24 protein-coding genes are annotated in these 25,823 nt (G+C 70.3%); 18 read left to right on the top strand and 6 right to left on the bottom strand.

The features are described 5' to 3' along the window. Nucleotides 1-6: 6 nt before the first annotated feature. Entirely contained in the window at nt 7-606 is a 600-nt protein-coding gene (locus N5875_RS16505; RefSeq protein ID WP_318212380.1) for a hypothetical protein, read from the top strand. Here N5875_RS16505 and N5875_RS16500 read toward each other — a convergent pair. After that, entirely contained in the window at nt 591-1,424 is an 834-nt protein-coding gene (locus N5875_RS16500) for a hypothetical protein (RefSeq protein WP_318212381.1), read from the bottom strand. The two genes, N5875_RS16505 and N5875_RS16500, sit on opposite strands and share 16 nt — an antisense overlap. A gap of 14 nt (nt 1,425-1,438) precedes the next feature. Next, nucleotides 1,439-1,933 carry a SigE family RNA polymerase sigma factor gene (locus N5875_RS16495; RefSeq protein WP_318212416.1) on the bottom strand — a complete coding sequence of 165 codons (495 nt, stop codon included), beginning with the start codon at nt 1,931-1,933 and terminating at the stop codon, nt 1,439-1,441. 164 nt (nt 1,934-2,097) lie between these two features. On the opposite strand from N5875_RS16495, the gene N5875_RS16490 reads away from it, so the two are divergent. Further along, the gene (locus tag N5875_RS16490; protein WP_318212382.1) at nt 2,098-2,793 is read left to right on the top strand and encodes a demethylmenaquinone methyltransferase; all 696 of its coding nucleotides are present in this window, start codon (nt 2,098-2,100) and stop codon (nt 2,791-2,793) included. Between the two features lie 11 nt (nt 2,794-2,804). On the opposite strand, the gene N5875_RS16485 is transcribed toward N5875_RS16490, so the two are convergent. After that, the gene (locus tag N5875_RS16485; RefSeq protein WP_338494491.1) at nt 2,805-3,776 is read right to left on the bottom strand and encodes a phosphodiester glycosidase family protein; all 972 of its coding nucleotides are present in this window, start codon (nt 3,774-3,776) and stop codon (nt 2,805-2,807) included. Between the two features lie 405 nt (nt 3,777-4,181). Continuing rightward, nucleotides 4,182-4,919 carry a peptidase inhibitor family I36 protein gene (locus tag N5875_RS16480; protein WP_338494489.1) on the bottom strand — a complete coding sequence of 246 codons (738 nt, stop codon included), beginning with the start codon at nt 4,917-4,919 and terminating at the stop codon, nt 4,182-4,184. Between N5875_RS16480 and N5875_RS16475 the strand changes: the two genes are divergently transcribed. Next, on the top strand, nt 4,897-6,384 hold the full coding sequence (locus N5875_RS16475) for a geranylgeranyl reductase family protein (RefSeq protein ID WP_338494488.1): 1,488 nt from the start codon (nt 4,897-4,899) through the stop codon (nt 6,382-6,384). The genes N5875_RS16480 and N5875_RS16475 overlap by 23 nt on opposite strands. Here the strand turns inward: N5875_RS16475 and N5875_RS16470 are convergent. Further along, nucleotides 6,350-7,345 (bottom strand): helix-turn-helix domain-containing protein, encoded by a 996-nt coding sequence (locus N5875_RS16470; RefSeq protein ID WP_318212386.1) that lies wholly within the window; start codon nt 7,343-7,345, stop codon nt 6,350-6,352. The two genes, N5875_RS16475 and N5875_RS16470, sit on opposite strands and share 35 nt — an antisense overlap. A gap of 96 nt (nt 7,346-7,441) precedes the next feature. On the opposite strand from N5875_RS16470, the gene N5875_RS16465 reads away from it, so the two are divergent. Next, on the top strand, nt 7,442-8,326 hold the full coding sequence (locus tag N5875_RS16465; protein WP_318212387.1) for an NAD(P)-binding domain-containing protein: 885 nt from the start codon (nt 7,442-7,444) through the stop codon (nt 8,324-8,326). 129 nt (nt 8,327-8,455) lie between these two features. Here N5875_RS16465 and N5875_RS16460 read toward each other — a convergent pair whose 3' ends face one another. After that, nucleotides 8,456-9,343, bottom strand: a complete 888-nt coding sequence (locus N5875_RS16460) for a C40 family peptidase (RefSeq protein WP_318212388.1) — start codon at nt 9,341-9,343, stop codon at nt 8,456-8,458. Nucleotides 9,344-10,013: 670 nt separating this feature from the next. On the opposite strand from N5875_RS16460, the gene N5875_RS16455 reads away from it, so the two are divergent. Genes N5875_RS16455 through nuoN form a run of 14 tightly spaced genes read left to right on the top strand, consistent with a single transcriptional unit; the run spans nt 10,014 to nt 25,750 of the window. Next, nucleotides 10,014-10,373: an NADH-quinone oxidoreductase subunit A gene (locus tag N5875_RS16455; RefSeq protein ID WP_019888619.1), complete on the top strand. Its 360-nt coding sequence runs from the start codon at nt 10,014-10,016 to the stop codon at nt 10,371-10,373. 17 nt (nt 10,374-10,390) lie between these two features. Further along, the gene (locus tag N5875_RS16450) at nt 10,391-10,945 is read left to right on the top strand and encodes an NADH-quinone oxidoreductase subunit B (RefSeq protein WP_024756031.1); all 555 of its coding nucleotides are present in this window, start codon (nt 10,391-10,393) and stop codon (nt 10,943-10,945) included. Then, complete coding sequence (locus tag N5875_RS16445; RefSeq protein WP_338494481.1) at nt 10,942-11,673, top strand: NADH-quinone oxidoreductase subunit C; 732 nt, start codon at nt 10,942-10,944, stop codon at nt 11,671-11,673. Before N5875_RS16450 ends, N5875_RS16445 begins: the two co-directional genes overlap by 4 nt. Further along, nucleotides 11,670-12,992 (top strand): NADH-quinone oxidoreductase subunit D, encoded by a 1,323-nt coding sequence (locus tag N5875_RS16440; RefSeq protein WP_318212390.1) that lies wholly within the window; start codon nt 11,670-11,672, stop codon nt 12,990-12,992. Before N5875_RS16445 ends, N5875_RS16440 begins: the two co-directional genes overlap by 4 nt. Beyond that, complete coding sequence (nuoE, locus tag N5875_RS16435; RefSeq protein WP_338494479.1) at nt 12,989-13,729, top strand: NADH-quinone oxidoreductase subunit NuoE; 741 nt, start codon at nt 12,989-12,991, stop codon at nt 13,727-13,729. The genes N5875_RS16440 and nuoE overlap by 4 nt, the downstream gene beginning before the upstream one ends. Then, nucleotides 13,726-15,078 (top strand): NADH-quinone oxidoreductase subunit NuoF, encoded by a 1,353-nt coding sequence (nuoF, locus tag N5875_RS16430; RefSeq protein WP_338494477.1) that lies wholly within the window; start codon nt 13,726-13,728, stop codon nt 15,076-15,078. Before nuoE ends, nuoF begins: the two co-directional genes overlap by 4 nt. Then, nucleotides 15,075-17,558 carry an NADH-quinone oxidoreductase subunit G gene (locus N5875_RS16425; RefSeq protein ID WP_338494475.1) on the top strand — a complete coding sequence of 828 codons (2,484 nt, stop codon included), beginning with the start codon at nt 15,075-15,077 and terminating at the stop codon, nt 17,556-17,558. The genes nuoF and N5875_RS16425 overlap by 4 nt, the downstream gene beginning before the upstream one ends. Then, entirely contained in the window at nt 17,555-18,919 is a 1,365-nt protein-coding gene (gene nuoH / locus N5875_RS16420) for an NADH-quinone oxidoreductase subunit NuoH (protein WP_318212394.1), read from the top strand. The genes N5875_RS16425 and nuoH overlap by 4 nt, the downstream gene beginning before the upstream one ends. Continuing rightward, entirely contained in the window at nt 18,894-19,490 is a 597-nt protein-coding gene (nuoI, locus tag N5875_RS16415; protein ID WP_338494473.1) for an NADH-quinone oxidoreductase subunit NuoI, read from the top strand. The genes nuoH and nuoI overlap by 26 nt, the downstream gene beginning before the upstream one ends. Further along, nucleotides 19,487-20,314, top strand: a complete 828-nt coding sequence (locus N5875_RS16410; protein ID WP_318212396.1) for an NADH-quinone oxidoreductase subunit J — start codon at nt 19,487-19,489, stop codon at nt 20,312-20,314. Before nuoI ends, N5875_RS16410 begins: the two co-directional genes overlap by 4 nt. Then, nucleotides 20,311-20,610 (top strand): NADH-quinone oxidoreductase subunit NuoK, encoded by a 300-nt coding sequence (nuoK, locus tag N5875_RS16405; RefSeq protein WP_030693539.1) that lies wholly within the window; start codon nt 20,311-20,313, stop codon nt 20,608-20,610. The genes N5875_RS16410 and nuoK overlap by 4 nt, the downstream gene beginning before the upstream one ends. Nucleotides 20,611-20,622: 12 nt before the next feature. Continuing rightward, complete coding sequence (gene nuoL, locus N5875_RS16400; RefSeq protein WP_318212397.1) at nt 20,623-22,515, top strand: NADH-quinone oxidoreductase subunit L; 1,893 nt, start codon at nt 20,623-20,625, stop codon at nt 22,513-22,515. Nucleotides 22,516-22,520: 5 nt separating this feature from the next. After that, complete coding sequence (locus N5875_RS16395; RefSeq protein ID WP_318212398.1) at nt 22,521-24,092, top strand: NADH-quinone oxidoreductase subunit M; 1,572 nt, start codon at nt 22,521-22,523, stop codon at nt 24,090-24,092. Beyond that, a complete protein-coding gene (nuoN, locus tag N5875_RS16390) occupies nt 24,089-25,750 on the top strand; it encodes an NADH-quinone oxidoreductase subunit NuoN (protein WP_338494469.1) in 1,662 nt (553 codons plus the stop codon). The genes N5875_RS16395 and nuoN overlap by 4 nt, the downstream gene beginning before the upstream one ends. Nucleotides 25,751-25,823 lie beyond the last annotated feature (73 nt).

Here is a 25,823-nt window from a genome sequence, read left to right as displayed (position 1 = left end):
GGCGCCATGCTGACGATCCACGTCGCCGAGGCGACCCCCGAGACGGCCGTCCTGGTCGACGGCGACCGCATCGCCGCCGTCGGCCCGTACGACGACCTGGTCGCCGTACGGCCCGAGGCGCGGGTCCGGCGGTGGCCGGGCATCCTCACCCCCGGGCTGCTCAACCCGTTCGCGCCCGAACTGCTCGAAGGCATGTACCACCCGGACCCCCGGGAGGCCGCCGGGTTCGGCACCGAGCCGATCGGCGGGGAGCGGGCGCAGCGGATCTTCCGCATGGACGCCTCGCGGCGCGGCGCCTCCGCCCGTCGTGGTGTGCAGCGGCTCCTCGCCCACGGGACGGTCGCCGTCGCCGGCGAACTGCGCGACCGGGCCGCCGCGGACGCGGTGCGCCGGGCCGGTCTCGCCGTCGGCCGCCGCCCGGAGAAGCTCCCCGGCGGGCCGTCGTTCTCGCCGGTGCCGCTGATCCTGCTGCCCGGCCTGGCGCCGGGCGGCCCGGCCCGGTTCGCCGTCTTCGACGTCCCCGACCGGGCCGCTCTGGTCCGCCTCGGCGCGTCGACCTGTGTCGCCACGGTCATCGACGGCCGGCTGGTCTACCGCGCGCGCTGACCTTCCCCGGAGGCCGTTCCGGCAGGCCCTCCCCGGGAAGCGAGGGCCTCGGCGAGCGTGGGCTCCTTCGCCTCCATCGGACGCGCGTCCGCTTCCTTCACCAGCTCCAGGAAGCGCGGGTCCCTGGCGACGGCGAACAGGTGGTTCGCCCTCACCGGCACCTCCACCTTCCCGGCGTACACGGCGATGTGGACCCAGCTCCGGCGGTACCAGTACTGCGTGGTCACTTTGATGGTCGGCATGTCGCTGATCCCCCCGGTCCTCAGCTGCGTGTCCTCCTCACAGGCGGGGCGATCCTCTGGCAGGTTCTCGCAGTACCGGGGGAATCCGTTGGCGTCCGGCCGCACCGACACGACCATGCGGAAGGTCTCGCCGTCCGCCGTGATCCGGTACTCGGCGGGCCGGTCCTGCACGGGGCTGATGCCGGTGATCTTCGCGGGCAGCGTCTCGTCCAGCAGCGCCGCCACCCTCTGCTGGTGCCGCGCGCGGCGCTCCCGCTCGGCCTCGGACAGCTTCGCGGGGTCGTCCCGCGGCGGGAGACCCGGCGCGTCCGGCACGACCACCGGGGGATAGCTCGCGTTCGAGCCCCCGTCGGCGGGCGTCGACACCCCCGGGACGTTCGTCCCCGGCAGCAGCGTGAGGCCGAGGGCCCCCGCCGTGACCACGCCGAACGCGGTCGTCGCGACGGCGATACGGGCCCGGGCCCTCCGCCGCCGCCCCTCGCGCACGGCGAGCGGGGCGAGGTCGGGCAGCGGGGGAAGACCGTCCGTCGTACGGTCCATGGCGTCGCGGAGCAGAACGGTGTCATCGGTGTCCACAGCGGACCCCTTCCTCAGATCGAGAGCCCGGCGTCGGCCAGGCGCAGGCGGAGTCGGGCGAGCGAGCGCGAGCACTGGCTCTTGACGGTGGCCTCGCTGCACCGGAGCAGCGACGCCACGGAGGCCACGCTCTGGTCGTCCCAGTAGCGCAGCACGACCATCGCCCGGGCCCGCGGCGGCAGCTCGGCGAGCGCCGCGAGCAGGGTGACGCGCAGATCGGTGTGGTCGGCGGCGGGCTCCGGCACCGTGCCTCCCACCCGGGTGAGGACGAGCAGATCCCGCAGCCGCCGGCGCCGCTCCGCCAGGAACGTCCTGGTCAGCACCGTCTTGGCGTAGGCGTGCGGATGGTCGGCCGCCCCCGCCCGCTGCCAGTGCTGGTACAGCTTGGCCAGCGTGGTCTGGGTCAGGTCCCGCGCGGTGTCGGCGTCCCCGCAGAGCAGGTACGCCGTCCGGTACAGCCGCTGTTGCGCGGACCGCGCGAACTCCTCGAATCCGGCGGCCGGCTCCATGCCCACCTCCCCCGCCGTCCCGGGTCTCACTTCGGTCGACAGTGCCATCGCACTCCTGCTCTCCTCGCCGTCGCGTGCTGTTCTCGACCGTCCTTGAGTGCGCCCGGGCCCGAAAGGTTGAAGCGGTACGAGAGGAGATTCCGGCGGCTGCTTGAATGGGGACCGTGACCCGAGCCAACCTGGACAAACAGCCGCACGAAGTCGCCTCGATGTTCGACGACGTGGCGGCGAACTACGACCTCACCAACGACGTGCTCTCCCTCGGCCAGGACCGGCGCTGGCGCAAGGAGGTCGCCAAGGCGGTCGACGCCCGCCCCGCGCAGAAGATCCTCGACCTCGCGGCGGGTACGGCCACCTCCTCGCAGCCCTTCGCCCGCGCGGGCGCGTACGTCGTGCCCTGCGACTTCTCGATCGGGATGCTCCAGGTCGGCAAGAAGCGCCACCCGTGGATGCCGTTCACGGCCGGCGACGGGACGAAGCTGCCGTTCCGTGACGACGTCTTCGACGCCGTCACCATCTCCTTCGGGCTGCGGAACATCCAGGACACCGAGGCGGCGCTGCGCGAGCTGTACCGGGTGACGAAGCCCGGCGGCCGGGTCGTCATCTCCGAGTTCTCGCATCCCACCTGGGCGCCGTTCCGCACGGTGTACGAGGAGTACCTGATGCGCGCGCTGCCGCCGGTGGCCCGCGCCGTCTCCTCGAACCCCGACGCGTACGTGTACCTGGCGGAGTCCATCCAGTCCTGGCCGGACCAGCCGACCCTGGCGGGACTGCTCCAGAAGGCCGGCTGGTCGAAGGTGGCCTGGCGGAACCTGACCGGTGGGATCGTCGCCCTCCACCGGGGGTTCAAGCCCGCCTGACGCAGGGGCTCCTACTTCACGTAGAGCCCGTAGCCGCCGACGCCGGTGTACACCGCGTCCGCCACGTCCCGGTGCACGAGCGTGCCGTTCACCAGGTCCGTCGGCGGGGTGTGCACCTGCGTGCCCGTCTGCAGGGTCGTGGAGCCGCCGCCGTCCAGGTTCAGGGCGTCGATGATCCCGAGCTCGGGGGAGTCCAGGAGCGCGGCGAAGCTCCGCAGGTAGTCGCCGTCCTCGTTGTCCTGCCCGGTGAGGGTGACGAGGACCGGCCGGCCGCGGGAGTTGGTGCCGAGGGCCGTGCGCGAGTCGGTGCAGATCAGGGTCGTGCCGTCGGCTCCCTTCTCCGTACCGCTGCACGAGTCGGGCAGCTCGACGGGGACGTCACCGGAGCGCAGCAGGTGGTGGAAGGAGCTGACGACGTCGACCGAGTCGTCCAGCGGGATGTCCCGGTCCGTGGTCACGTCGTGGAGCTTCTGGTCGACCGTCACCGTGTCGTCGCGGACGAGCCGCGCGCGGAGCCACTGGGCTCCGGTGCCGATGCCCTGGATGACGCGGCCGCCCGCGGGGACGACGGTGCCGCCGCGCCCTTCGCGGGCCTCGGTGACGACCCCGTGGGCGTCGACGACGACCTCGAAGCCGGGGTCGGCGGTGGCGGCGACTCCCGGGTCGGTGCCGGGCTTGGGGACGGGAGCGCCGTAGTCGTCGGTGAAGACGACGATCTCGTCCGGGTCGGTGTAGACCGGCGGGCTGGTGCTGACCTGGACGTCCTCGGCGTCGCGTGCGCAGTGCGGGGCGCGGCCGGGGGCCCGGTTGATGTCGTCGATCCGTACGGTCTCGCCGGTGGGCGCGATCAGCTTCATGTCGGTACGGAGCTTGGTGATGTGCGGAATGCCGTACTGGATCACCGCGCCGGTGCTGCCCTTGCCCGCGCTCCAGCAGCTGGAGCTGTGCAGGGTGCCGTCGGTGGCGGAGACACCGGTGTGCACGATCGTCTTCTCGGCACCCGTGCCCGCGGGCTCGCGCTGGAACAGGCCGCCGTTGACGCCCGCGTAGGGGTGGCGGGTCGGGACCGTGGTGACCCGGGCGAGCTGCTCGGGGAGCGTCTCGGCGGTGGAGTCGTCGATGCCGAGGGTGGTCTCCAGGGTGACCGCCCCGGCGAGGGGGTCGATCTCGACGATCTGGAGGGACGCGGGCCTTGGTGCGGTTGTCGAGGGTCGTCTCGGTCCAGGTGGTGCGGGTGACGCCGGGCGTGACCGTGACGGGGGTGCCGGCGGTCCAGCGGGCGGCGAGGGGGCTCGGGGCGGGCTCGTCGGCGCCGGAGGCGGGCGAGGTGAGGGCGAGGGCGGCGCCGAGGGCGGCGGCCGCGGCCATCCAGGGGCGGTGGTTCCGGGTCACTGGCAGTCCGCCGTTCCGTTGACGAGCTCGTGCGAGCGGAAGGTGCCGGCGAACGGCGCCGGGACGGTGGTGCTGTCGCTGCGCAGGACGACGTACGCGCCGAACCGCTTCTGGCCTGAGGCGTCGGCCGGGTCGGCCCAGCTGCCGGTGAACGTGGGCTCGGGGTAGAAGCAGACGTGCTTCTGCGTGCGGTTCCAGGCCGACTTGGGGGCGGCCTCGGTGCCGTAGACGGTGCCGTAGTTCTTGGTGGCGGCGTCGGTGGAGGGGAGGTGGGCGGTCATCGCGCCCCGGCCGTTCGGTTCGGTGAAGGTGCAGACCCGGTTGTCGGGGCAGCGCTCGTAGCCGGTGAAGCAGAGCGCGCGGGTCGGGACCAGCTTGTGGGAGCGGACGGCGCCGGGCGCGTACACGTCCTTGTTGCCCGGCTTGACGGTCTCCAGGAGGCCGCCGTAGGCGGGGGCGCCGTAGACGCAGGCCCACAGGGCGGTGTTGTTCTTCGCCGAGAGGCTCTTGCCGTCCCAGGTCGCGTCGTAGCTCTCCAGGGCCTGCCGGTCGGTGAAGTCCCGTCGCTCGCCGGTCCCGTCGGCCCCGGAGTAGAGGCAGAAGGTGGCGGGCGGGCAGTCGTCGTAGGGGGCGGGGTCGGCGCTCGCGGGCAGTACGAGGAACACCGAACAGAGGAGGGCGAGGGCGGCCGTGATCAGCGCGCCCCGCCGTATGTCGATACGAAGGGTGGTCACGACCGGCGATCATGACATCGTCGTACGGATGTGCGAACTCCGGTTCCGTTTCATCTCGCCGGACGGACCTCCGTACGGTCCTTCGGGTGGCCCTCCGGACGGTGGCCGACCCTCCCCCATAGACTGCCCCGGTACGCCCGTACCGCCCCCTACCGTCGAGTCTTCGGGAGAATCCGCCGTGACCGAGCAGCCCCTCTCCGAGCACAGCGCGGACGTCATCGTCGTCGGGGCCGGCCCGGCCGGATCCACCACCGCGTACTACCTCGCCAAGGCCGGACTGGACGTCCTCCTCCTGGAGAAGACCGCGTTCCCCCGCGAGAAGGTCTGCGGCGACGGCCTCACCCCCCGTGCCACCAAGCAGCTCGTCTCCATGGGCATCGACATCTCCGAAGAGGCCGGCTGGCTGCGGAACAAGGGCCTGCGGATCATCGGCGGCGGCGTCCGCCTGGAGCTCGACTGGCCGGAGCTCGCCTCCTACCCGGACTACGGACTCGTCCGCAAGCGCGACGACTTCGACGAGCAGCTCGCCCGCCAGGCCCAGAAGGCCGGAGCCCGCCTGTACGAGCGCTGCAACGTCGGCGCCCCGATCATCGACGACCGTACGGGCCGGATCACCGGCGTCCACGCCAAGCTCGGCGAGGAGAAGCGCGAGGTCACCTTCCACGCCCCGCTCGTCGTCGCCGCCGACGGCAACTCCACCCGGATCTCCCTGGCGATGGGCCTGCACCGGCGTGAGGACCGCCCGATGGGCGTCGCCGTCCGCACGTACTTCACCTCGCCCCGGCACGACGACGACTACCTGGAGTCCTGGCTGGAGCTGTGGGACCGCCGCGGCCCGCAGGACCGGCTCCTGCCCGGCTACGGCTGGATCTTCGGCATGGGTGACGGCACGTCCAACGTCGGCCTCGGCATCCTCAACTCCTCGAAGGCCTTCCGCGAGCTGGACTGGCGCGAGGTCCTCAAGGCCTGGTGCGCCTCGATGCCAGAGGACTGGGGCTTCACCCCGGACAACATGACGATGCCGATCCGCGGCGCCGCCCTCCCGATGGCCTTCAACCGCCAGCCGCACTACACCAAGGGCCTGCTGCTCGTCGGTGACGCCGGCGGCCTCGTCAACCCGTTCAACGGCGAGGGCATCGCGTACGCCATGGAGTCCGGCCAGATCGCGGCCGACGTCATCGTCCAGGCACACGCCCGCGCGACCCCCGCCCAGCGCGAACTCGCCCTGCGGAACTACCCGCAGGTCCTCAAGGACACCTACGGCGGCTACTACACGCTCGGCCGCGCCTTCGTGAAGCTCATCGGCAACCCGAAGGTCATGAAGATCGCGACCCAGCGCGGCCTGACCCACCCGATGCTCATGAAGTTCACGCTGAAGATGCTGGCGAACCTGACCGACCCGTCGGGCGGCGATGCCATGGACCGCATCATCAACGGACTCTCGAAGGTCGCTCCGAAGGCCTGAACGTCCGCCGGTACCCGGACGGGGACACCCCGACCGTACGGATGAAGTGGCGGCGCAGATTGGCCGCCGAGCCAAGACCGCTGTGGTCGCCGACCAGCTCCACGGGCAGGTCGGTGGACTCGAGCAGCGTCTGGGCGCGGGCCACCCGCTGCTGGAGCAGCCACTGCAGCGGGGTGGTGCCGTGCTCCTCGCGCAGCCGCCGGTGGAAGGTGCGCGGGCTCATCCGGGCCCGCCGGGCCAGCTCCTCCACGGTCAGCGGCTCGGACAGGTGCTCGGTCGCCCACTGCAGTACGGGCCCCAGGGAGTCGTCGTCGCTCGGCGGGAGCGGCGCCTCGATGAACTGGGCCTGGCCGCCCGGACGGTGGGCCGGGACGACGAGACGGCGGGCGAGCTGCCCGGCGACGGTCGCCCCGAGGTCGGTGCGCACCAGGTGCAGGCAGAGGTCGAGCGCGGCGGTGGCCCCGGCACTGGTCAGGACGGACCCCTCGTCCGTGTAGAGGACCGAGTCGTCCACGATCACCTCGGGATGGCGGGCGGCCAGTTGGGCGCTGTGCTGCCAGTGCGCGGTGGCCCGACGGCCGTCGAGGAGTCCGGCGGCGGCGAGCGCGAAGGCGCCGGTGCACAGGGACACCATCCGGGCGCCGGATGCGGCGGCCGCGCGCAGCGCCTCGACCAGCTCGGCCGGCACCTCCTCGCCGTCGTCCACGACCGCCTCGGGCACGGACGGCACGATGACGGTGTCCGCGCCCACGAGTCCGTCGAGACCGTGGTCGGTCCGCACCGAGAAGATCCCGCCCTCGCCGGAGTCCCCGCACAGCCGGAGCTCGTACCAGGGGTCGGCGAGATCCGGATGCGGGATGCCGAAGACCCCGCACGCCAGGGAGAGTTCGTAGAGCTCCCACATCGACGTCCCGATCCGCCGGTCCGGTACGACGGCGATGGCCACCACTCCTGCGCTCATGCCCCCGACCGTACGCCAGGGGTGCGGCAGGAATCGTGCGGTCGCCGTCGGTCCTGCCACTGTCGTCCGGATTCCGCCGCTGCGAGCGTGGATTCCATGAACGCACAGGTGGATTCAACGCACGTACGGAGCATCACGGTCATCGGTCTCGGCCAGATGGGCTCCGCCCTCGCCGGCGCCTTCCTCGCCGCCGGCCATCGCACCACCGTCTGGAACCGCACCCCCGGGAAGGCCGACGCCCTCGTCGCCCGGGGCGCCGTCCGCGCCGCCTCCCTCGCCGAGGCCGTCGAGGCGGGCGAACTCGTCGTGGTCTGCGTCCTCGACCACCCGGCCGTACGCGAACTCCTCGCCCCCGTGACCGAATCGCTGCGGGGCCGGGTCCTGGTCAACCTCACCTCGGGTTCCCCCGAGCAGGCCCGCGCGGAGGCGGAGTGGGCCGCCGAGCACGGCATCGGCCACCTCGACGGCGCCGTCATGACGACCCCGCCGGGGGTCGGCGACAGCGCCAACATGATCCTCTACTCGGGCTCGCCCGAGCTGCTCGCCGCGCACCGCGCGACGCTCGCCGTCCTCGGCGACCCGGTGGACCTCGGCCCGGACGCGGGGCTCGCCTCGCTCTACGACGCGGGGCTGCTCGGCCTCATGTGGTCCGTCTTCGGCGGCTGGCTGCACGCCACCGCCCTCGCGGGCGCGGACGGGGTACCGGCCCGGGACTTCACGGCGGTGGCCACCCGCTGGCTGAAGACGGTCTCCTGGTTCATGACCGGGTACGCCGAGCAGATCGACGAGGGGACGTACCCGGGCGACGACGCCACGATCGACGTCCAGGTGACGACGATCGGGCATCTGCTGCACGCGGGGGAGGCGCGCGGCATCGACAACCGGCTGCCGGAGCTGCACCTGGACCTGATGCGCGCGGCAGTCGCGGCGGGTCACGGAGGGGACAGTTACGCCCGGATCATCGAAAACTTCCGCAAGTAGGACGTCCGGGGCAGATCAGTACTGAAACGGGAAAAGCCGTCACTCCCCCGAGGAGTGACGGCTTTCCGTGTGCGCTTCACGTGTGCGTTTTACGTGTGCGCTTCTCGTGTGCCGCGAGGCGCGGGTCGGTCAGAGGAGACGGACCGCGCCGGAGGGCATGTCCCAGTCCAGCGAGCGCTCGACGACACCGGTCGACGAGTTCTGCGCGCCGACGTAGTTGCCGCCGCCCACGTAGATCGCGACGTGGTACGAGCCGCTGCGGCTGCCCCAGTACAGGATGTCGCCCGGCTGGAGGTTGCTCAGCGAGACGGAGGTGCCCATGCTCGACTGGTCGTACGAGATGCGGGGCAGGTCGATGCCGGCCTGGCGGTAGGCGGCCTGGACGAGGCCGGAGCAGTCCCAGGAGTTGGGGCCGGTGCCGCCGGTGACGTACGAGTCGCCGACCTGGGCGCGGGCGAAGGCCACGATCGCGGCGGCGGAGCCGGAGGGGGCCTGCGTCTGGCTCTCGTCGGAACCGGCCGAGGAGCCGGAGTCCGAGGAGCCGCTGTCGCTCGCGGACGTGGCGGCCAGCTGGGTGCGCTCACTGGCGCGGGAGGCGCGCTCCTGGGCCTCCTTGCGCTCCTGCTCGGCCTTGGCCTCGGCCTCGGCCTTGAGGCGGGCCTTCTCGGCCTTCTCGGCGGCGGCCTTGCGGTCGGCCTCGGCCTTGGCCTTCTTGGCCTCCTTGGCGGCCTTCTGCAGCGCCAGGTTCTCCTGCGTCTGGAGGCTCTGGTCGAGTGCCTCCTGCTGGGAGGCCTCGGCGGAGGCGGCGACGGCGGAGGCGAGACCGGTGCCGGCCTCGAGCGAGCCCAGGGTGGGCATTTCGATGGTCTCGGTCACCGGCTCGGCATTCGCCGGCCCGGCAGCACCGGCCACCGCGATGGTGCCGAGGACGCCACCGGCAACTCCGGCTCGCAGCGCGAGCTTCGAGGCGCTGCGGCGCGGCTTCCGGTGGCTGGGTATGTGAGCGGTGTGGGACATGAGGACAACCGCTATCAGGGCTTCACGGTTCCCTTCAAGAAACGTGGGTTGCGCCACAGTTACGTTCGGAATCTCCTAATCCGCTTCTGTGGCGCCCTTATTGACGCCGTAACGGGCAAATCGGGCACGGCCCATCTGGCCCTTGATCATGGGTTTTCAATGAAACGCCCGAATTGCCCGACGCTTACCACCTCTTGACGCGCATGGCCAAGCCCCATGTTTTTGGAGCCCTCGTGGCGTGACGCAGGTCACACTTCCGTCTCACGAATGCTCGTGAACGGGCGCACACGTCCACCGCCGTACGCCGGACCCCCCGACCGGGCGACGGACGCTTCCTTTATCACCCGGATGCGTCCATCGCCAATTTGCCTGTAGTGACCATCACTTGATAGTGCGACACCCCCTCCGATCAGCGATTTCCGGTCCGGATGTCACATCTGGTGATCACCTGGGCGCTTCGCGCAACAAGATCACCGCTCATCCGACTTCATGATCCTTCGTCAGGTGGTGGAGATCACAAAGTCGTTGCCGTACCCCGTGTCGCAGATCACAGAGGGGCGGGCATAGGATGCGGGGCAGCCGGGCTTGTGAACTGCCTCACATGGGGGCGATCTTTCACGGTCCGGCCGTGCGATCCAACGGTCAAGGACGACTGGAAGGAGCGAGGAGCGTGAATGCGTACGCGCCCGTCCTCGTGCTCGGTGCCCTGGGTGCGGGGTTTGCGATCTTCTCCGTGGTCATGGCCACGCTTATCGGGCCAAAGCGGTACAACAGGGCAAAGCTTGAGGCGTACGAGTGCGGCATCGAGCCGACACCCACTCCCGCCGGAGGCGGCCGCTTCCCGATCAAGTACTACCTGACGGCGATGCTCTTCATCGTCTTCGACATCGAGATCGTCTTCCTCTACCCCTGGGCGGTCACCTTCGACGCCCTGGGGCTTTTCGGGCTCGTGGAGATGCTGCTCTTCGTGCTCACCGTCTTCGTCGCCTACGCGTATGTGTGGCGTCGCGGCGGCCTGGAATGGGACTGAGGGGCTGAGGGGCACCTATGGGACTCGAAGAGAAACTCCCGAGCGGCTTTCTGCTGACGACGGTCGAACAGGCCGCGGGCTGGGTGCGCAAGGCGTCCGTGTTCCCCGCGACCTTCGGCCTCGCCTGCTGCGCCATCGAGATGATGACCACCGGAGCCGGCCGGTACGACCTGGCCCGCTTCGGCATGGAGGTCTTCCGCGGCTCACCGCGCCAGGCCGACCTGATGATCGTGGCCGGCCGGGTCAGCCAGAAGATGGCGCCGGTCCTGAGGCAGGTCTACGACCAGATGCCCAACCCCAAGTGGGTCATCTCCATGGGCGTCTGCGCCTCCTCGGGCGGCATGTTCAACAACTACGCGATCGTCCAGGGCGTCGACCACATCGTGCCGGTCGACATCTACCTGCCCGGCTGCCCGCCGCGCCCGGAGATGCTGCTCGACGCGATCCTCAAGCTCCACCAGAAGATCCAGACCTCCAAGCTCGGCGTGAACGCCGAGGAGGCGGCCCGGGAGGCGGAGGAAGCGGCGCTCAAGGCGCTGCCGACGATCGAACTGAAGGGTCTGCTCCGGTGAGCGACGAAACCCCGAACCCCGAGAAGGACCTCAGCGCGCAGAACCTGCCGGGGCAGCGCGGGGAGCACGGCGAGGAGGTCCGCGTCCAGCGCGGCATGTTCGGCGCCAACAACGGCGGCGACACCTCCGGCTACGGCGGACTCGTCCGCTCGATCCGGCTCCCCGGACCGGCCACCCGCCCCTACGGCGGCTGGTTCGACGAGGTCGCCGACGAACTCGAAGGCGCCCTTGAGGAGCAGGGCCTGCTCCCCGAGAACGCCATCGAGAGGACGGTCGTCGACCGCGACGAGCTCACCTTCCACGTCGAGCGTGAGCACCTCGTCCGCGTCGCCCGGACCCTCCGCGACGACCCGGCGCTCCGCTTCGAGCTCTGCACCGGCGTCTCCGGCGTCCACTACCTGGGGGACAAGGGCCGCGAGCTGCACGCCGTCTACCACCTGCGCTCGCTCACCCACGGCCGGCTGATCCGCCTGGAGACGTCCGCCCCGGACGCCGACCCGCACATCCCGTCGCTCGTCGCGGTCTACCCGACGAACGACTGGCACGAGCGCGAGACGTACGACTTCTTCGGCATCGTCTTCGACGGCCACCCCGCCCTCACCCGGATCATGATGCCGGACGACTGGCAGGGCCACCCGCAGCGCAAGGACTACCCCCTCGGTGGCATCGCCATCGAGTACAAGGGCGCCCAGATCCCGGCTCCGGACCAGCGGAGGTCGTACTCGTGACCACTCCCCACGCGTCTCCCCGCGAGACGACAGAAGGCGCCGTCTACACGGTGACCGGCGGCGACTGGGAAGAGGTCGTCCAGTCCGCCGCGAAGGCCGACGACGAGCGCATCATCGTCAACATGGGCCCCCAGCACCCCTCCACCCACGGCGTGCTCCGGCTCATCCTGGAGATCGACGGCGAGACCGTCACCGAGGCCCGCTGCGGCATCGGCTACCTCCACACCGGCATCGAGAAGAACCTCGAATACCGGACCTGGACGCAGGGCACCACCTTCGTCACGCGCATGGACTACCTCACCTCGTTCTACAACGAGACGGCGTACTGCCTCGGCGTGGAGAAGCTGCTCGGCATCACCGACCAGATCCCGGACCGGGCCAGCATCATCCGCGTCCTGCTGATGGAGCTCAACCGGCTCTCCTCCCACCTGGTGTGCATCGCCACCGGCGGCATGGAGCTCGGCGCCACCACGATCATGATCTACGGCTTCCGGGACCGCGAGATGATCCTGGACCTGTACGAGCTGATCACCGGCCTGCGCATGAACCACGCGTTCATCCGCCCCGGCGGCCTCGCCCAGGACCTGCCGCCCGGCGCCGTCGACGCCGTACGCGAGTTCGTGAAGACCATGAAGAAGAACCTGCCGGAGTACGACAAGCTCGCCACCGGCAACCCCATCTTCAAGGCACGCATGCAGGACGTCGGCTACCTCGACCTCACCGGCTGCATGGCGCTCGGCGCCACCGGACCGATCCTGCGCTCGGCGGGCCTCCCGCACGACCTGCGCAAGACCGACCCGTACTGCGGCTACGAAAACTACGACTTCGAGGTGCCGACCGCCGACACCTGCGACTCCTACGGGCGCTTCCTCGTCCGCCTGGAGGAGATGCGGCAGTCCCTCCGGATCGTCGAGCAGTGCCTCGACCGGCTGGAGCCGGGCGACGTCATGGTCGGCGACAAGAAGATCGCCTGGCCCGCGCAGCTCGCGCTCGGCGTCGACGGCCTCGGCAACTCGATGGACCACATCAAGAAGATCATGGGCACCTCCATGGAGGCCCTGATCCACCACTTCAAGCTGGTCACCGAGGGCTTCCGGGTCCCGGCCGGGCAGGCCTACGCGGCCGTCGAGTCGCCCAAGGGCGAGCTCGGCGTGCACGTCGTCTCCGACGGCGGCACCCGCCCCTTCCGGGTCCACTTCCGCGACCCGTCCTTCACCAACCTCCAGGCCATGGCCGCGATGTGCGAGGGCGGCCAGGTCGCCGACGTCATCGTCGCCGTCGCCTCCATCGACCCCGTGATGGGAGGCGTCGACCGATGACCGACCAGATCAGTCTGGGCATGCCCCAGCTCCCCGCCCCCGCGTACCCGGCCGAGGTCCACGCCCGCCTGACGGAGGACGCGCGGACGATCATCGACCGCTACCCGGACTCCCGCTCGGCGCTCCTGCCGATGCTGCACCTCGTGCAGTCGGAGGAGGGCCATGTCACCCGTACCGGCATGGCGTTCTGTGCCGAGACCCTCGGCCTGACCACCGCCGAGGTCACCGCCGTCGCCACCTTCTACACGATGTACCGGCGCAAGCCCTCCGGTGACTACCAGGTCGGCGTCTGCACGAACACGCTCTGCGCGGTCATGGGCGGCGACGCCATCTTCGAGGAGCTCAAGCAGCACCTCGCCGTCGGCAACAACGAGACGACCGAAGACGGCAAGATCACGCTCGAGCACATCGAGTGCAACGCGGCCTGCGACTTCGCCCCCGTGGTGATGGTCAACTGGGAGTTCTTCGACAACCAGACCCCCGAGTCCGCCAAGCGCATGGTCGACGACCTGCGGGCCGGCCGGACCGTCGAACCCACCCGCGGCGCCCCGATCTGCACCTTCAAGGAGACCGCCCGCATCCTCGCCGGCTTCCCCGACGAGCGCCCCGGCGCCGTCGAGGCCACCGGCGGCGCGGGCCCCGCCTCGCTCGTGGGACTCCGCCTCGCCAAGGGCGAGCAGCCGCACCACCGAATCGTCCACCCGCGCGGTGAGACCTCCGGTCAGGAGGGGGAGTGATGACCTTGGCCGCCGAGATCAACAACAGCAGCCCCGAGAAGCTCCTGTCGCCCGTCCTCTCCGCCTTCTGGGACCAGCCCGACTCCTGGACCCTGGAGACCTACGAGCGGCACGAGGGATACCAGGGGCTCAGGCGGGCCCTCGCGATGAGCCCCGACGCCCTCATCGCGTACGTCAAGGAATCCGGCCTCCGCGGACGCGGCGGCGCCGGCTTCCCCACCGGCATGAAGTGGCAGTTCATCCCGCAGGGCGACGGCAAGCCGCACTACCTCGTCGTCAACGCCGACGAGTCCGAGCCCGGCACCTGCAAGGACATCCCCCTCCTCTTCGCCAACCCGCACTCCCTCATCGAGGGAATGATCATCGCCTGCTACGCGATCCGCTCCGAGCACGCGTTCATCTACCTGCGCGGCGAGGTCGTCCCCGTCCTGCGCCGCCTCCACGAGGCGGTGCGCGAGGCGTACGCCGCCGGCTACCTCGGCCGGGACATCCTCGGCAGCGGACTGAACCTGGACATCACCGTGCACGCCGGCGCCGGCGCGTACATCTGCGGTGAGGAGACCGCGCTGCTCGACTCGCTCGAAGGGCGCCGCGGCCAGCCCCGGCTTCGCCCGCCCTTCCCCGCGGTCGCCGGTCTGTACGCCTGCCCCACTGTGGTGAACAACGTCGAGTCCATCGCGTCCGTTCCCGCGATCCTCAACCGGGGCAAGGAATGGTTCACCTCGATGGGCAGCGAGAAGTCCCCGGGCTTCACGCTGTACTCGCTCTCCGGGCACGTCACCTCGCCCGGCCAGTACGAGGCCCCCCTCGGCATCACCCTGCGCCAGCTCCTCGACATGAGCGGCGGCATGCGCCCCGGCCACCGCCTCAAGTTCTGGACACCCGGCGGCTCCTCCACGCCGATGTTCACCGACGAGCACCTCGACGTGCCCCTCGACTACGAGGGCGTCGGCGCCGCCGGATCGATGCTCGGCACCAAGGCGCTCCAGTGCTTCGACGAGACCACCTGCGTCGTCCGGGCCGTCACCCGCTGGACCGAGTTCTACGCCCACGAGTCCTGCGGCAAGTGCACGCCCTGCCGCGAAGGCACCTACTGGCTCGTCCAGTTGCTCCGCGACATCGAGGCAGGCAGGGGCAAGCTGTCCGACCTCGACAAGCTCAACGACATCGCCGACAACATCAACGGCAAGTCGTTCTGCGCCCTCGGCGACGGCGCCGCCTCGCCGATCTTCTCCTCGCTCAAGTACTTCCGCGAGGAGTACGAGCAGCACATCACCGGCCGCGGCTGCCCCTTCGACCCGGCCAAGTCGACCGCCTGGGCGGACAACCACAAGGAGGTGACCGCATGACCGTCACCACGCCCCAGCCCGCCGGCGGCGGCAGCCCGGCCGCACCACGGGAAGACCTCGTCTCGCTGACGATCGACGGCATCGAGATCTCCGTCCCCAAGGGGACCCTGGTCATCCGCGCCGCCGAACAGCTCGGCATCGAGATCCCGCGCTTCTGCGACCACCCGCTCCTCGACCCCGCCGGCGCCTGCCGCCAGTGCATCGTCGAGGTCGAGGGCCAGCGCAAGCCGATGGCCTCCTGCACCATCACCTGCACCGACGGCATGGTGGTGAAGTCCCAGCTGACCAGCCCCGTCGCCGAGAAGGCCCAGCACGGGGTGATGGAGCTGCTGCTCGTCAACCACCCGCTGGACTGCCCCGTCTGCGACAAGGGCGGCGAGTGCCCCCTGCAGAACCAGGCCATGTCCCACGGGCAGTCCGAGTCCCGCTTCGAGGGCGTCAAGCGCACCTACGCGAAGCCGATCCCGATCTCCACCCAGGTGCTGCTCGACCGCGAGCGCTGCGTCCTGTGCGCCCGCTGCACCCGCTTCTCCAACCAGGTCGCCGGCGACCCGATGATCGAACTCATCGAGCGCGGCGCCCTCCAGCAGGTCGGCACCGGCGAGGGCGACCCCTTCGAGTCGTACTTCTCCGGCAACACCATCCAGATCTGCCCGGTCGGCGCCCTCACCTCGGCCGCCTACCGCTTCCGCTCCCGCCCCTTCGACCTCGTCTCCTCGCCGTCCGTGTGCGAGCAGTGCGCCGGCGGCTGCGCCACCCGCACCGACCACCGGCGCGGCAAGGTCATGCGGCGGCTCGCCGCCGAGGACCCGGAGGTCAACGAGGAGTGGATCTGCGACAAGGGCCGCTTCGGCTTCCGGTACGCCCAGCAGCGCGACCGGCTCACCACACCGCTCGTCCGGAACCCCGAGAACGGTGAACTGGAGCCCGCGTCCTGGCCGGAGGCCCTGGAGGCGGCCGCCCGCGGTCTCGTCCGCGGCCGGACCGGCGTCCTCACCGGCGGAAGGCTGACCGTCGAGGACTCCTACGCGTACGCCAAGTTCGCCCGGGTCGCCCTCTACACCAACGACATCGACTTCCGGGCCCGGATCCACTCCGGCGAGGAGGCCGACTTCCTGGCCTCCGCCGTCGCCGGCCGCGGCCGCGACCTGGACGGCACCGGTGTCACGTACACCTCGCTCGAAGCCGCCCCGGCCGTCCTCCTCGTCGGTCTGGAGTCCGAGGAGGAGGCCCCCGGCGTCTTCCTGCGGCTCCGCAAGGCCTGGCGCAAGCACGGCCAGAAGACCTTCGCGGTCGCCTCGTTCGCCACCCGCGGCCTGGAGAAGGCGGGCGGCACCCTGCTGCCCGCCGCCCCCGGCACCGAGACCGAGTGGCTCGACGCGCTCACCTCCCGGGTCGGCCTCGAAGGCGACGGACTCGCCGCCGCCGAGGCCCTCCGCCAGGACGGCGCGGTCCTGGCCGTCGGCGAGCGCCTCGCCGGCGTCCCCGGCGCCCTGACCGCCGCCCTCCGCGCAGCCGCCGCCACCGGCGCCCGGCTCGTGTGGATCCCGCGCCGCTCCGGCGAACGCGGAGCCGTCGAGGCCGGAGCGCTCCCCGCGCTGCTGCCCGGCGGCCGGCCCGCCACGAACCCGCGCGCGCGTGAGGAGGTCGCCGCCGCCTGGGGCGTCCGCGAACTCCCACACGGCTACGGCCGCGACACCGGCCAGATCGTGGAGGCCGCCGCCACCGGCGAACTCGCCGCCCTGCTCGTCGGCGCCGTCGAGGTCTCCGACCTCCCGGACCCGGCACGCGCGCGGGAAGCCCTCGACGCGGCCTTCGTCGTCTCCCTGGAGCTGCGGCCCAGCGAGGTCACCGCACGGGCCGACGTCGTCCTCCCGGTCGCCGCCGTCGCCGAGAAGCCCGGCACCTTCCTCAACTGGGAGGGCAGGGCCCGGATGTTCGAGGCCGCGCTCAAGCCCGAGCAGATGACCCGGCCGCTGGCCCCGGCGGACGCGCGCGTGCTCCACATGCTCGCCGACGCCCTCGACGCCCACCTGGCGCTGCCCGACCTCAGGGCCGTACGCCGGGAACTCGACCGGCTCGGCGGCTGGACGGAGGAGCGGGCCTCCGAGCCCGTCGAACCCGGCCAGGCCGCACCCCGGCCGGGCGACGGCGAAGCCGTCCTCGCCGGACACCGGATGCTGCTCGACCTCGGCCGGCTCCAGGAGGGCGACACCGCCCTCGCGGGCACCCGGCACGCGGCCGTCGCCAGGCTCTCCGCCACCACCGCCGCCGACACCGGCGTCAAGGACGGCGACACCCTCGAAGTCACCGGCCCCGCGGGCTCCGTCGCCTTCCCGCTCCAGGTCACCGAGATGCCCGACCGCGTCGTCTGGCTCCCGCTGAACTCGGCCGGCCGCGGCGTCCTCTCCGACACCGGCGCGCACCCCGGCGACCTGGTCCGCATCGGCCCGGCGACCCCGCGGGAGGTGGAGGCATGAACCCGAACGTCCTGGCCGCCGAAGACCTGTCCATGTTCGGTACGGACCCCTGGTGGCTCGTCCTGATCAAGGCCGTCTTCTGCTTCGCCTTCCTGATGATCACCGTGCTCTTCTCCATCGTGTGGGAGCGCAAGGTCGTCGCCTGGATGCAACTGCGCATCGGCCCCAACCGGCACGGCCCCTGGGGCCTCCTCCAGTCCCTCGCGGACGGCGTCAAGCTGATGCTCAAGGAGGACGTGATCGTCAAGAAGGCCGACAAGGTCGTCTACGTCCTCGCCCCGATCATCGCCGCCATCCCGGCGTTCATGGCGATCGCCGTGATCCCCTTCGGCCCGGCCGGCAACGAGGTCTCGATCTTCGGCCACCGCACCTCGATGCAGCTCACCGACCTGCCGATCGCGATGCTGTACGTCCTCGCGGTCGCCTCCGTCGGCATCTACGGCATCGTCCTCGCCGGCTGGTCCTCCGGGTCCACGTACCCGCTCCTCGGCGGTCTGCGGTCCTGCGCGCAGATGATCTCGTACGAGATCGCCATGGGCGCGGCCTTCGCCTCCGTCTTCCTCTACTCCGGGTCGATGTCGACCTCGGCGATCGTCGAGGCGCAGGCGGACCGCTGGTTCGTGATCCTGCTGCCGGTCTCGTTCATCATCTACATCGTCACGATGGTCGGCGAGACGAACCGCGCCCCCTTCGACATGCCGGAGTCCGAGGGCGACCTCGTCGGCGGCTTCAACACCGAGTACTCGTCCATCAAGTTCGCGCTGTTCATGCTCGCCGAGTACGTGAACATGGTGACGGTCTCGGCCGTGTCGGTGACGCTCTTCCTGGGCGGCTGGCGGGCCCCGTACCCGGTCTCCACCTTCTGGGAGGGCGCGAACCACGGCTGGTGGCCGATGCTCTGGTTCGTCCTCAAGGTGCAGCTGCTGCTGTTCTTCTTCATCTGGCTCCGCGGCACCCTGCCCCGCGTCCGCTACGACCAGCTGATGAAGCTCGGCTGGAAGGTCCTCATCCCGGTCTCCGTGGTCTGGCTGATGCTGGTCGCCACCGTCCGGGCGCTGCGGAACGAGAACATCGCCTTCGGCAACATCGTCCTGTACGTCGCCGGAGCCGTCCTCGGACTGCTGTTGCTCTCCTTCGTGGTCGACGTGTTCCGCGACCGCAAGGCGAAGGCCGCGGCGCCCGCGCCCGAGGACACCCGCTCCTTCGACCCGATGGCCGGAGGGTTCCCCGTACCGCCCAAGCCCGGACAGTCCCTGCCACCCGTGCCCCGGCGCAGGCCGCGGCACGACCGGGACCTCGTTGTCAGTGGCGCCTCCGATACTGCTACTGCGAGTGATGGAAAGGAGACGGACGGTGTCTGATTTCCAGAATCCGGTGGCCGGTTTCGGCGTGACCTTCAAGGCCATGTTCAAGAAGCGGCTGACCGAGCAGTACCCGGAGCAGCAGAAGACGACGGCGCCCCGCTTCCACGGCCGGCACCAGCTCAACCGTCACCCCGACGGTCTGGAGAAGTGCATCGGCTGCGAGTTGTGCGCCTGGGCCTGTCCCGCCGACGCCATCTACGTCGAGGGCGCGGACAACACGGACGAGGAGCGCTACTCCCCGGGCGAGCGGTACGGCCGCGTCTACCAGATCAACTACGCCCGCTGCATCCTCTGCGGACTCTGCATCGAGGCCTGCCCCACCCGGGCGCTGACGATGACCAACGAGTTCGAACTGGCCGACTCCTCCCGCGAGAACCTGATCTACACCAAGGAGCAGCTCCTCGCGGGTCTCGAGGAGACCATGGTCGACAGCCCGCACGCGATCTTCCCGGGCATGACCGAGCAGGACTACTACCTGGGCCTCGTCGAAGGGGCCGCACCGGGGACCGTCCGCCAGGTCGCCGTGTCCAAGGGGGAGAAGGACGAGCCGGAGGGGGCGGACGCATGAGCGCGAACCTCGCGGCCTACGCGACGTCCTCGGGCGAGGCCTTCCAGTTCTGGGTCCTCGGCACCGTCGCCGTCGTCGGCGCCCTCGCCACGATCCTGATGAAGAGGGCCGTGCACTCGGCGCTCTCCCTCGCCGGAACCATGATCATCCTGGCGGTCTTCTACCTGGCCAACGGGGCGTACTTCCTCGGCATCGTCCAGATCGTCGTCTACACCGGCGCGATCATGATGCTCTTCCTCTTCGTCGTCATGCTGGTCGGTGTCACGGCCGCGGACTCGCTGAAGGAGACCATCAAGGGCCAGCGCTGGTGGGCCGTCGCCTGCGGCCTCGGCTTCGGCATCCTGCTCGCCGCCGGCATCGGCAACGCCTCGCTGAAGGAGTTCGCCGGACTCGGCGCCGCCAACAGCGCCCACGGCGGAAACGTCGAGGGCCTCGCCGCCCTCATCTTCACCAAGTACGTCTTCGCCTTCGAGATCACCGGCGCGCTGCTCATCACCGCCGCCGTCGGCGCGATGGTGCTCACCCACCGCGAGCGCACCGAGCGGGCCGCCACCCAGCGCGAACTCTCCGAGCAGCGCGTACGCGAGGGCACGCACGTGCCGCCGCTGCCCGCGCCCGGCGTCTACGCCCGGCACAACGCCGTGGACATCGCCGGTCTGCTGCCCGACGGCACCCCCGCGGAGCTCACCGTCATGCAGACCCTGCGCAAGCGGGGCCAGATCCGGGACGTGTCCACCGAGGCCCTCGCCGACCTCAAGGCGCTGGAGCAGCGCTCCGAGGAGCGGCTCGGCCGGGACCGGGACGAAGAGGAGGCCACCCGGTGAATCCCGTCAACTACCTGTACCTCTCCGCTCTGCTGTTCACCATCGGTGCGGCCGGGGTCCTGATCCGGCGCAACGCGATCGTGGTCTTCATGTGCGTCGAGCTCATGCTCAACGCCTGCAACCTCGCGTTCGTCACCTTCTCCCGCATGCACGGAAACCTCGACGGCCAGATCATCGCCTTCTTCACGATGGTCGTCGCCGCCGCGGAAGTCGTCGTCGGGCTCGCGATCATCGTGTCCGTCTTCCGTGCCCGCCACTCGGCCTCGGTCGACGACGCCAGCCTGATGAAGCTGTAAGGGGCCGGAACTGTGGACAATCTGATTGCGCTGCTCATCGCGGCGCCTCTGCTGGGAGCGGTCGTCCTGCTCTGCGGCGGGCGGCGGCTCGACAAGGTCGGGCACTGGATCGGCACGCTCCTCGCGGCCGTCTCCTTCGTCATCGGCCTGGCGCTCTTCGCCGACATGCTCGGCAAGAGCGCCGACGACCGGGCCCTGCACCAGCGGCTCTTCTCCTGGATCCCCGTCGAGGGCTTCCAGGCGGACATCGCCTTCCAGCTCGACCAGCTGTCGATGACCTTCGTCCTGCTGATCAGCGGCGTCGGCACCCTCATCCACGTGTACTCCATCGGGTACATGGAGCACGACGAGCGCCGCCGCCGCTTCTTCGGCTACCTCAACCTGTTCGTCGCGGCGATGCTGCTGCTCGTCCTCGCCGACAACTACCTGCTCCTGTACTTCGGCTGGGAGGGCGTCGGCCTCGCCTCGTACCTCCTGATCGGTTTCTGGCAGCACAAGCCCACCGCGGCCACCGCCGCGAAGAAGGCCTTCCTGGTCAACCGGGTCGGCGACATGGGCCTGTCGATCGCCATCATGATCATGTTCACCACCTTCGGGACCTTCGCCTTCGGGCCGGTCCTGGCGTCGACGGGGGAGACCTCGGAGGGCACGCTGACCGCGATCGGTCTGATGCTGCTCCTCGCCGCCTGCGGCAAGTCGGCCCAGGTGCCGCTGCAGTCCTGGCTCGGGGACGCGATGGAGGGCCCGACCCCGGTCTCGGCCCTCATCCACGCGGCCACCATGGTGACCGCCGGTGTCTATCTGATCGTCCGCTCCGCGAACATCTTCAACGCCGCGCCCGACGCGCAGCTCGTCGTCACCGTGGTCGGCGCCGTCACGCTCCTCTTCGGTGCGATCGTCGGTTGCGCGAAGGACGACATCAAGAAGGCGCTCGCCGGCTCGACGATGTCGCAGATCGGCTACATGATCCTGGCCGCCGGCCTCGGCCCCATCGGCTACGTCTTCGCGATCATGCACCTGGTGACCCACGGCTTCTTCAAGGCCGGGCTGTTCCTCGGCGCCGGTTCGGTCATGCACGGCATGAACGACGAGGTCGACATGCGGAAGTACGGCGGCCTGCGGAAGTACATGCCGGTCACCTTCGTCACCTTCGGCCTCGGCTACCTCGCGATCATCGGCTTCCCCGGCCTGTCCGGCTTCTTCTCCAAGGACAAGATCATCGAGGCGGCCTTCGCCAAGGGCGGCACCGAGGGCTGGATCCTCGGCGCGGTCACCCTGCTCGGCGCGGCCATCACCGCGTACTACATGACCCGCGTGATGCTGATGACCTTCTTCGGCGAGAAGCGCTGGCAGAACGACGAGAACGGCAACCCGCCGCACCCGCACGAGTCGCCCAAGTCCATGGTCATCCCCATGGTCCTGCTCGCCGTCGGCTCCGTCGCCGCAGGCGCGTTCTTCGAGTTCGCCGGCTTCGTCGAATGGCTGGAGCCGGTCACCGGCTACGCCCACGGCCACCCGCCGATCAGCGCCGCCGCCGTCACCACCGCCACCGTCGCCGTCATGGTGATCGGTGTCGGCCTCGCGTACCTCCAGTACGGGCGCAAGCCCGTCCCGGTCGTCGCCCCGCGCGGCTCGCTCCTCACCCGGGCCGCCCGCCGCGACCTCCTCCAGGACGACCTCAACCACGCCGTCTTCGTCCGCGGCGGCACCCACCTGACCCGCTCGCTCGTCTACGTCGACCACACCCTGGTCGACGGCGTGGTCAACGGCACCGCGGCCTCCGTCGGCGGACTCTCCGGCCGGTTGCGCAAGCTCCAGAACGGCTACGCCCGCTCGTACGCGGTCTCCATGTTCGGAGGTACGGCGGTGCTGATCGCCGCGACCCTGCTGATGAGGGCGGTGTAACTCTCATGTCCTTCCCGCTCCTTACGCTGACGGCAGCGGTTCCGGCGGTCGGTGCGATCCTCACCGCCGCCGTCCCCGCCGCCCGCCGCACCGCCGCCAAGTGGCTGGCGCTGCTGGTCTCGCTCGCCACGCTCGTGCTCGCCGCCGTCGTCTTCGTACGGTTCGAGCCCGGCGGCGAGCGGTACCAGCTGACCGAATCGCACGCCTGGATCAAGGACTTCGGCGTCCGCTACGAGCTCGGGGTCGACGGCATCGGGGTGGCGCTCATCGCGCTCACCGCGCTGCTCATCCCCTTCGTGATCCTTGCGGGCTGGCACGACGCCGACCCCCTGGAGACCAGCTCGAAGCGGTGGCGGCCCACCCAGGGCTTCTTCGCGCTGATCCTCATGGTCGAGGCGATGGTGATCCTCTCCTTCGAGGCCACCGACGTCTTCCTCTTCTACATCCTGTTCGAAGCCATGCTCATCCCGATGTACTTCCTCATCGGCGGCTTCGGCGACCGCGCCCACGCGGGCACCGACGAGAACGCGGCGGCCCAGCGCTCGTACGCGGCCGTCAAGTTCCTCCTCTACAACCTCGTCGGCGGCCTCATCATGCTGGCCGCCGTCATCGGGCTCTACGTGGTCGCGGGGAACTTCTCGCTCACCGAGATCGCCGAGGCCCGCGCCAACGGCTCGCTGGAGATGGCGACCAGCACGGAGCGCTGGCTGTTCCTCGGCTTCTTCTTCGCCTTCGCGGTGAAGGCCCCGCTCTGGCCGCTGCACACCTGGCTGCCGAACGCGATGGGGGAGGCGACCGCCCCGGTCGCCGTCCTCATCACCGCCGTCGTCGACAAGGTCGGCACCTTCGCGATGCTCCGCTTCTGCCTGGGGCTCTTCCCCGAGGCGAGCAAGTGGGCCACCCCGGCGATCGTCGTCCTGGCGCTGATCAGCATCGTCTACGGCGCTCTGCTCGCCGTCGGCCAGCGGGACATCAAGCGCCTGGTCGCCTACGCGTCGATCTCGCACTTCGGCTTCATCATCCTGGGCATCTTCGCGATGACCACCCAGGGCCAGTCCGGTGCCACGCTCTACATGGTCAACCACGGCATCTCGACGGCCGCCCTGATGCTCGTCGCCGGCTTCCTGATCTCCCGGCGCGGCTCCCGGCTCATCGCCGACTACGGCGGTGTGCAGAAGGTCGCCCCGGTGCTCGCCGGCACCTTCCTCATCGGCGGTCTGGCGACCCTGTCGCTGCCCGGACTCGCGCCGTTCGTCAGCGAGTTCCTCGTCCTGGTCGGCACGTACGCCCGCTACCCGGTGGCCGGCGTCATCGCCACCACCGGCATCGTCCTCGCCGCGCTCTACACCCTCGTCCTGTACCAGCGGACGATGACCGGGCCGGTGAAGGAGGAGGTACGGACGATGCCCGACCTGCGGGTGCGTGAACTCGCGGTGGTCGTCCCGCTGATCGCGCTCCTGATCTTCCTCGGGGTCTTCCCGAAGCCGCTGACGGACGTCGTCAACCCGGCCGTGCAGCACACCATGTCCGACGTCCAGCAGAAGGACCCCACCCCCGAAGTGGAGGCGGCCAAGTGAGCACATCCGCCGTCGCATCCTCTGTCCACAGCCTGTGGACGACCGCTGCCGAACCGCAGGACAAGATCCCGGCGCCCCACATCGAGTACGTCCAGCTCTCGCCCGTCCTCATCGTGGTCGGCGCGGCGATCGTCGGCGTCCTCGTCGAGGCCTTCGTGCCCCGCAAGGCCCGCTACCACAGCCAGCTCTTCCTCAGCGTCCTCGCACTCGTCGCCGCCTTCGCCGCCATCGTCGGCCTGGCGGCGGGCGGTTACGGTTCCACCAAGGCCCACATCGCGGCCATGGGCGCCATCGCCGTCGACGGACCCGCCCTCTTCCTCCAGGGCACCATTCTCCTCGCCTCCGTCGTCGCGATCTTCACCTTCGCCGAGCGCAGGCTCGACCCGGCCGACCACGGCCACAAGGTCGACTCCTTCGCCGCCGAGGCCGCCGCCGTCCCCGGCAGCGACCACGAGAAGGCCGCCGTCAAGGCCGGGTTCACCACCACCGAGGTGTTCCCGCTCGCCCTCTTCGCCGTCGCCGGCATGCTCGTCTTCCCGGCGGCCAACGACCTCCTGACGCTCTTCATCGCCCTGGAGGTCTTCTCCCTCCCGCTGTACCTGCTCTGCGCCGTGGCCCGCCGTAAGCGGCTGATGTCACAGGAGGCAGCCGTCAAGTACTTCCTGCTGGGCGCCTTCTCCTCGGCCTTCCTGCTCTTCGGGATCGCCCTCCTCTACGGCTACGCGGGCTCCGTCTCGTACGCCACCATCGCCCAGGTCGTCGACGGCTCCATCGCCACCGTGAACCCGGCGCTCGCCGGCACCATGGGCAACGACGCGCTGCTGCTCATCGGCTTCGCCATGGTGCTCACCGGGCTCCTCTTCAAGGTCGGCGCCGTGCCGTTCCACATGTGGACCCCGGACGTCTACCAGGGCGCCCCGACCCCGGTCACCGGCTTCATGGCCGCCGCGACCAAGGTCGCCGCGTTCGGCGCGCTGCTCCGCCTGCTGTACGTGGTGCTGCCGGGCCTCACCTGGGACTGGCGGCCGGTCATGTGGGGCGTCGCCATCGTCACCATGCTGGGCGGCGCGATCGTCGCCATCACCCAGACCGACATCAAGCGGCTCCTCGCGTACTCGTCGATCGCGCACGCGGGCTTCCTGCTCGCCGGTGTCATCGCGGCCACCCCGAGCGGAATCTCGTCCGTCCTCTTCTACCTGGGCGCCTACTCCTTCGTGACCATCGGCGCGTTCGCCGTCGTCACGCTGGTCAGGGACGCGGGCGGCGAGGCGACGCACCTCTCCAAGTGGGCCGGTCTCGGGCGCCGTTCGCCGCTCGTCGCGGCGGTCTTCGCGGTCTTCCTGCTCGCCTTCGCCGGTATCCCGCTGACCTCCGGCTTCTCCGGGAAGTTCGCGGTCTTCAAGGCGGCGGCGGACGGCGGCGCGGGCGCGCTCGTCGTGGTCGGTGTGATCTCCTCGGCGATCGCCGCGTTCTTCTACATCCGGGTCATCGTGCTCATGTTCTTCAGCGAGCCGAAGGCGGACGGCCCCACGGTCGCCGTGCCCTCGGCCCTGACGACGGTCACGATCACGGCGGGTGTGGCGGTCACGCTGGTGCTCGGCCTCGCACCGCAGTACTTCCTGGATCTCGCGAACCAGGCGAGCGTGTTCGTCCGGTAGCTCCGGTCGTACGCGTGAAGGGCCCGGCTCGGGGGCGAGCCGGGCCCTTCGTCGTACGCGGGGACCCGCGTGT

The organism is Streptomyces sp. SJL17-4 (assembly GCF_036826855.1).
GTDB lineage: Bacteria > Actinomycetota > Actinomycetes > Streptomycetales > Streptomycetaceae > Streptomyces.
Note: the sequence above shows the minus strand (reverse complement) of the source record. Positions and strands in the feature narration are given on the sequence as shown.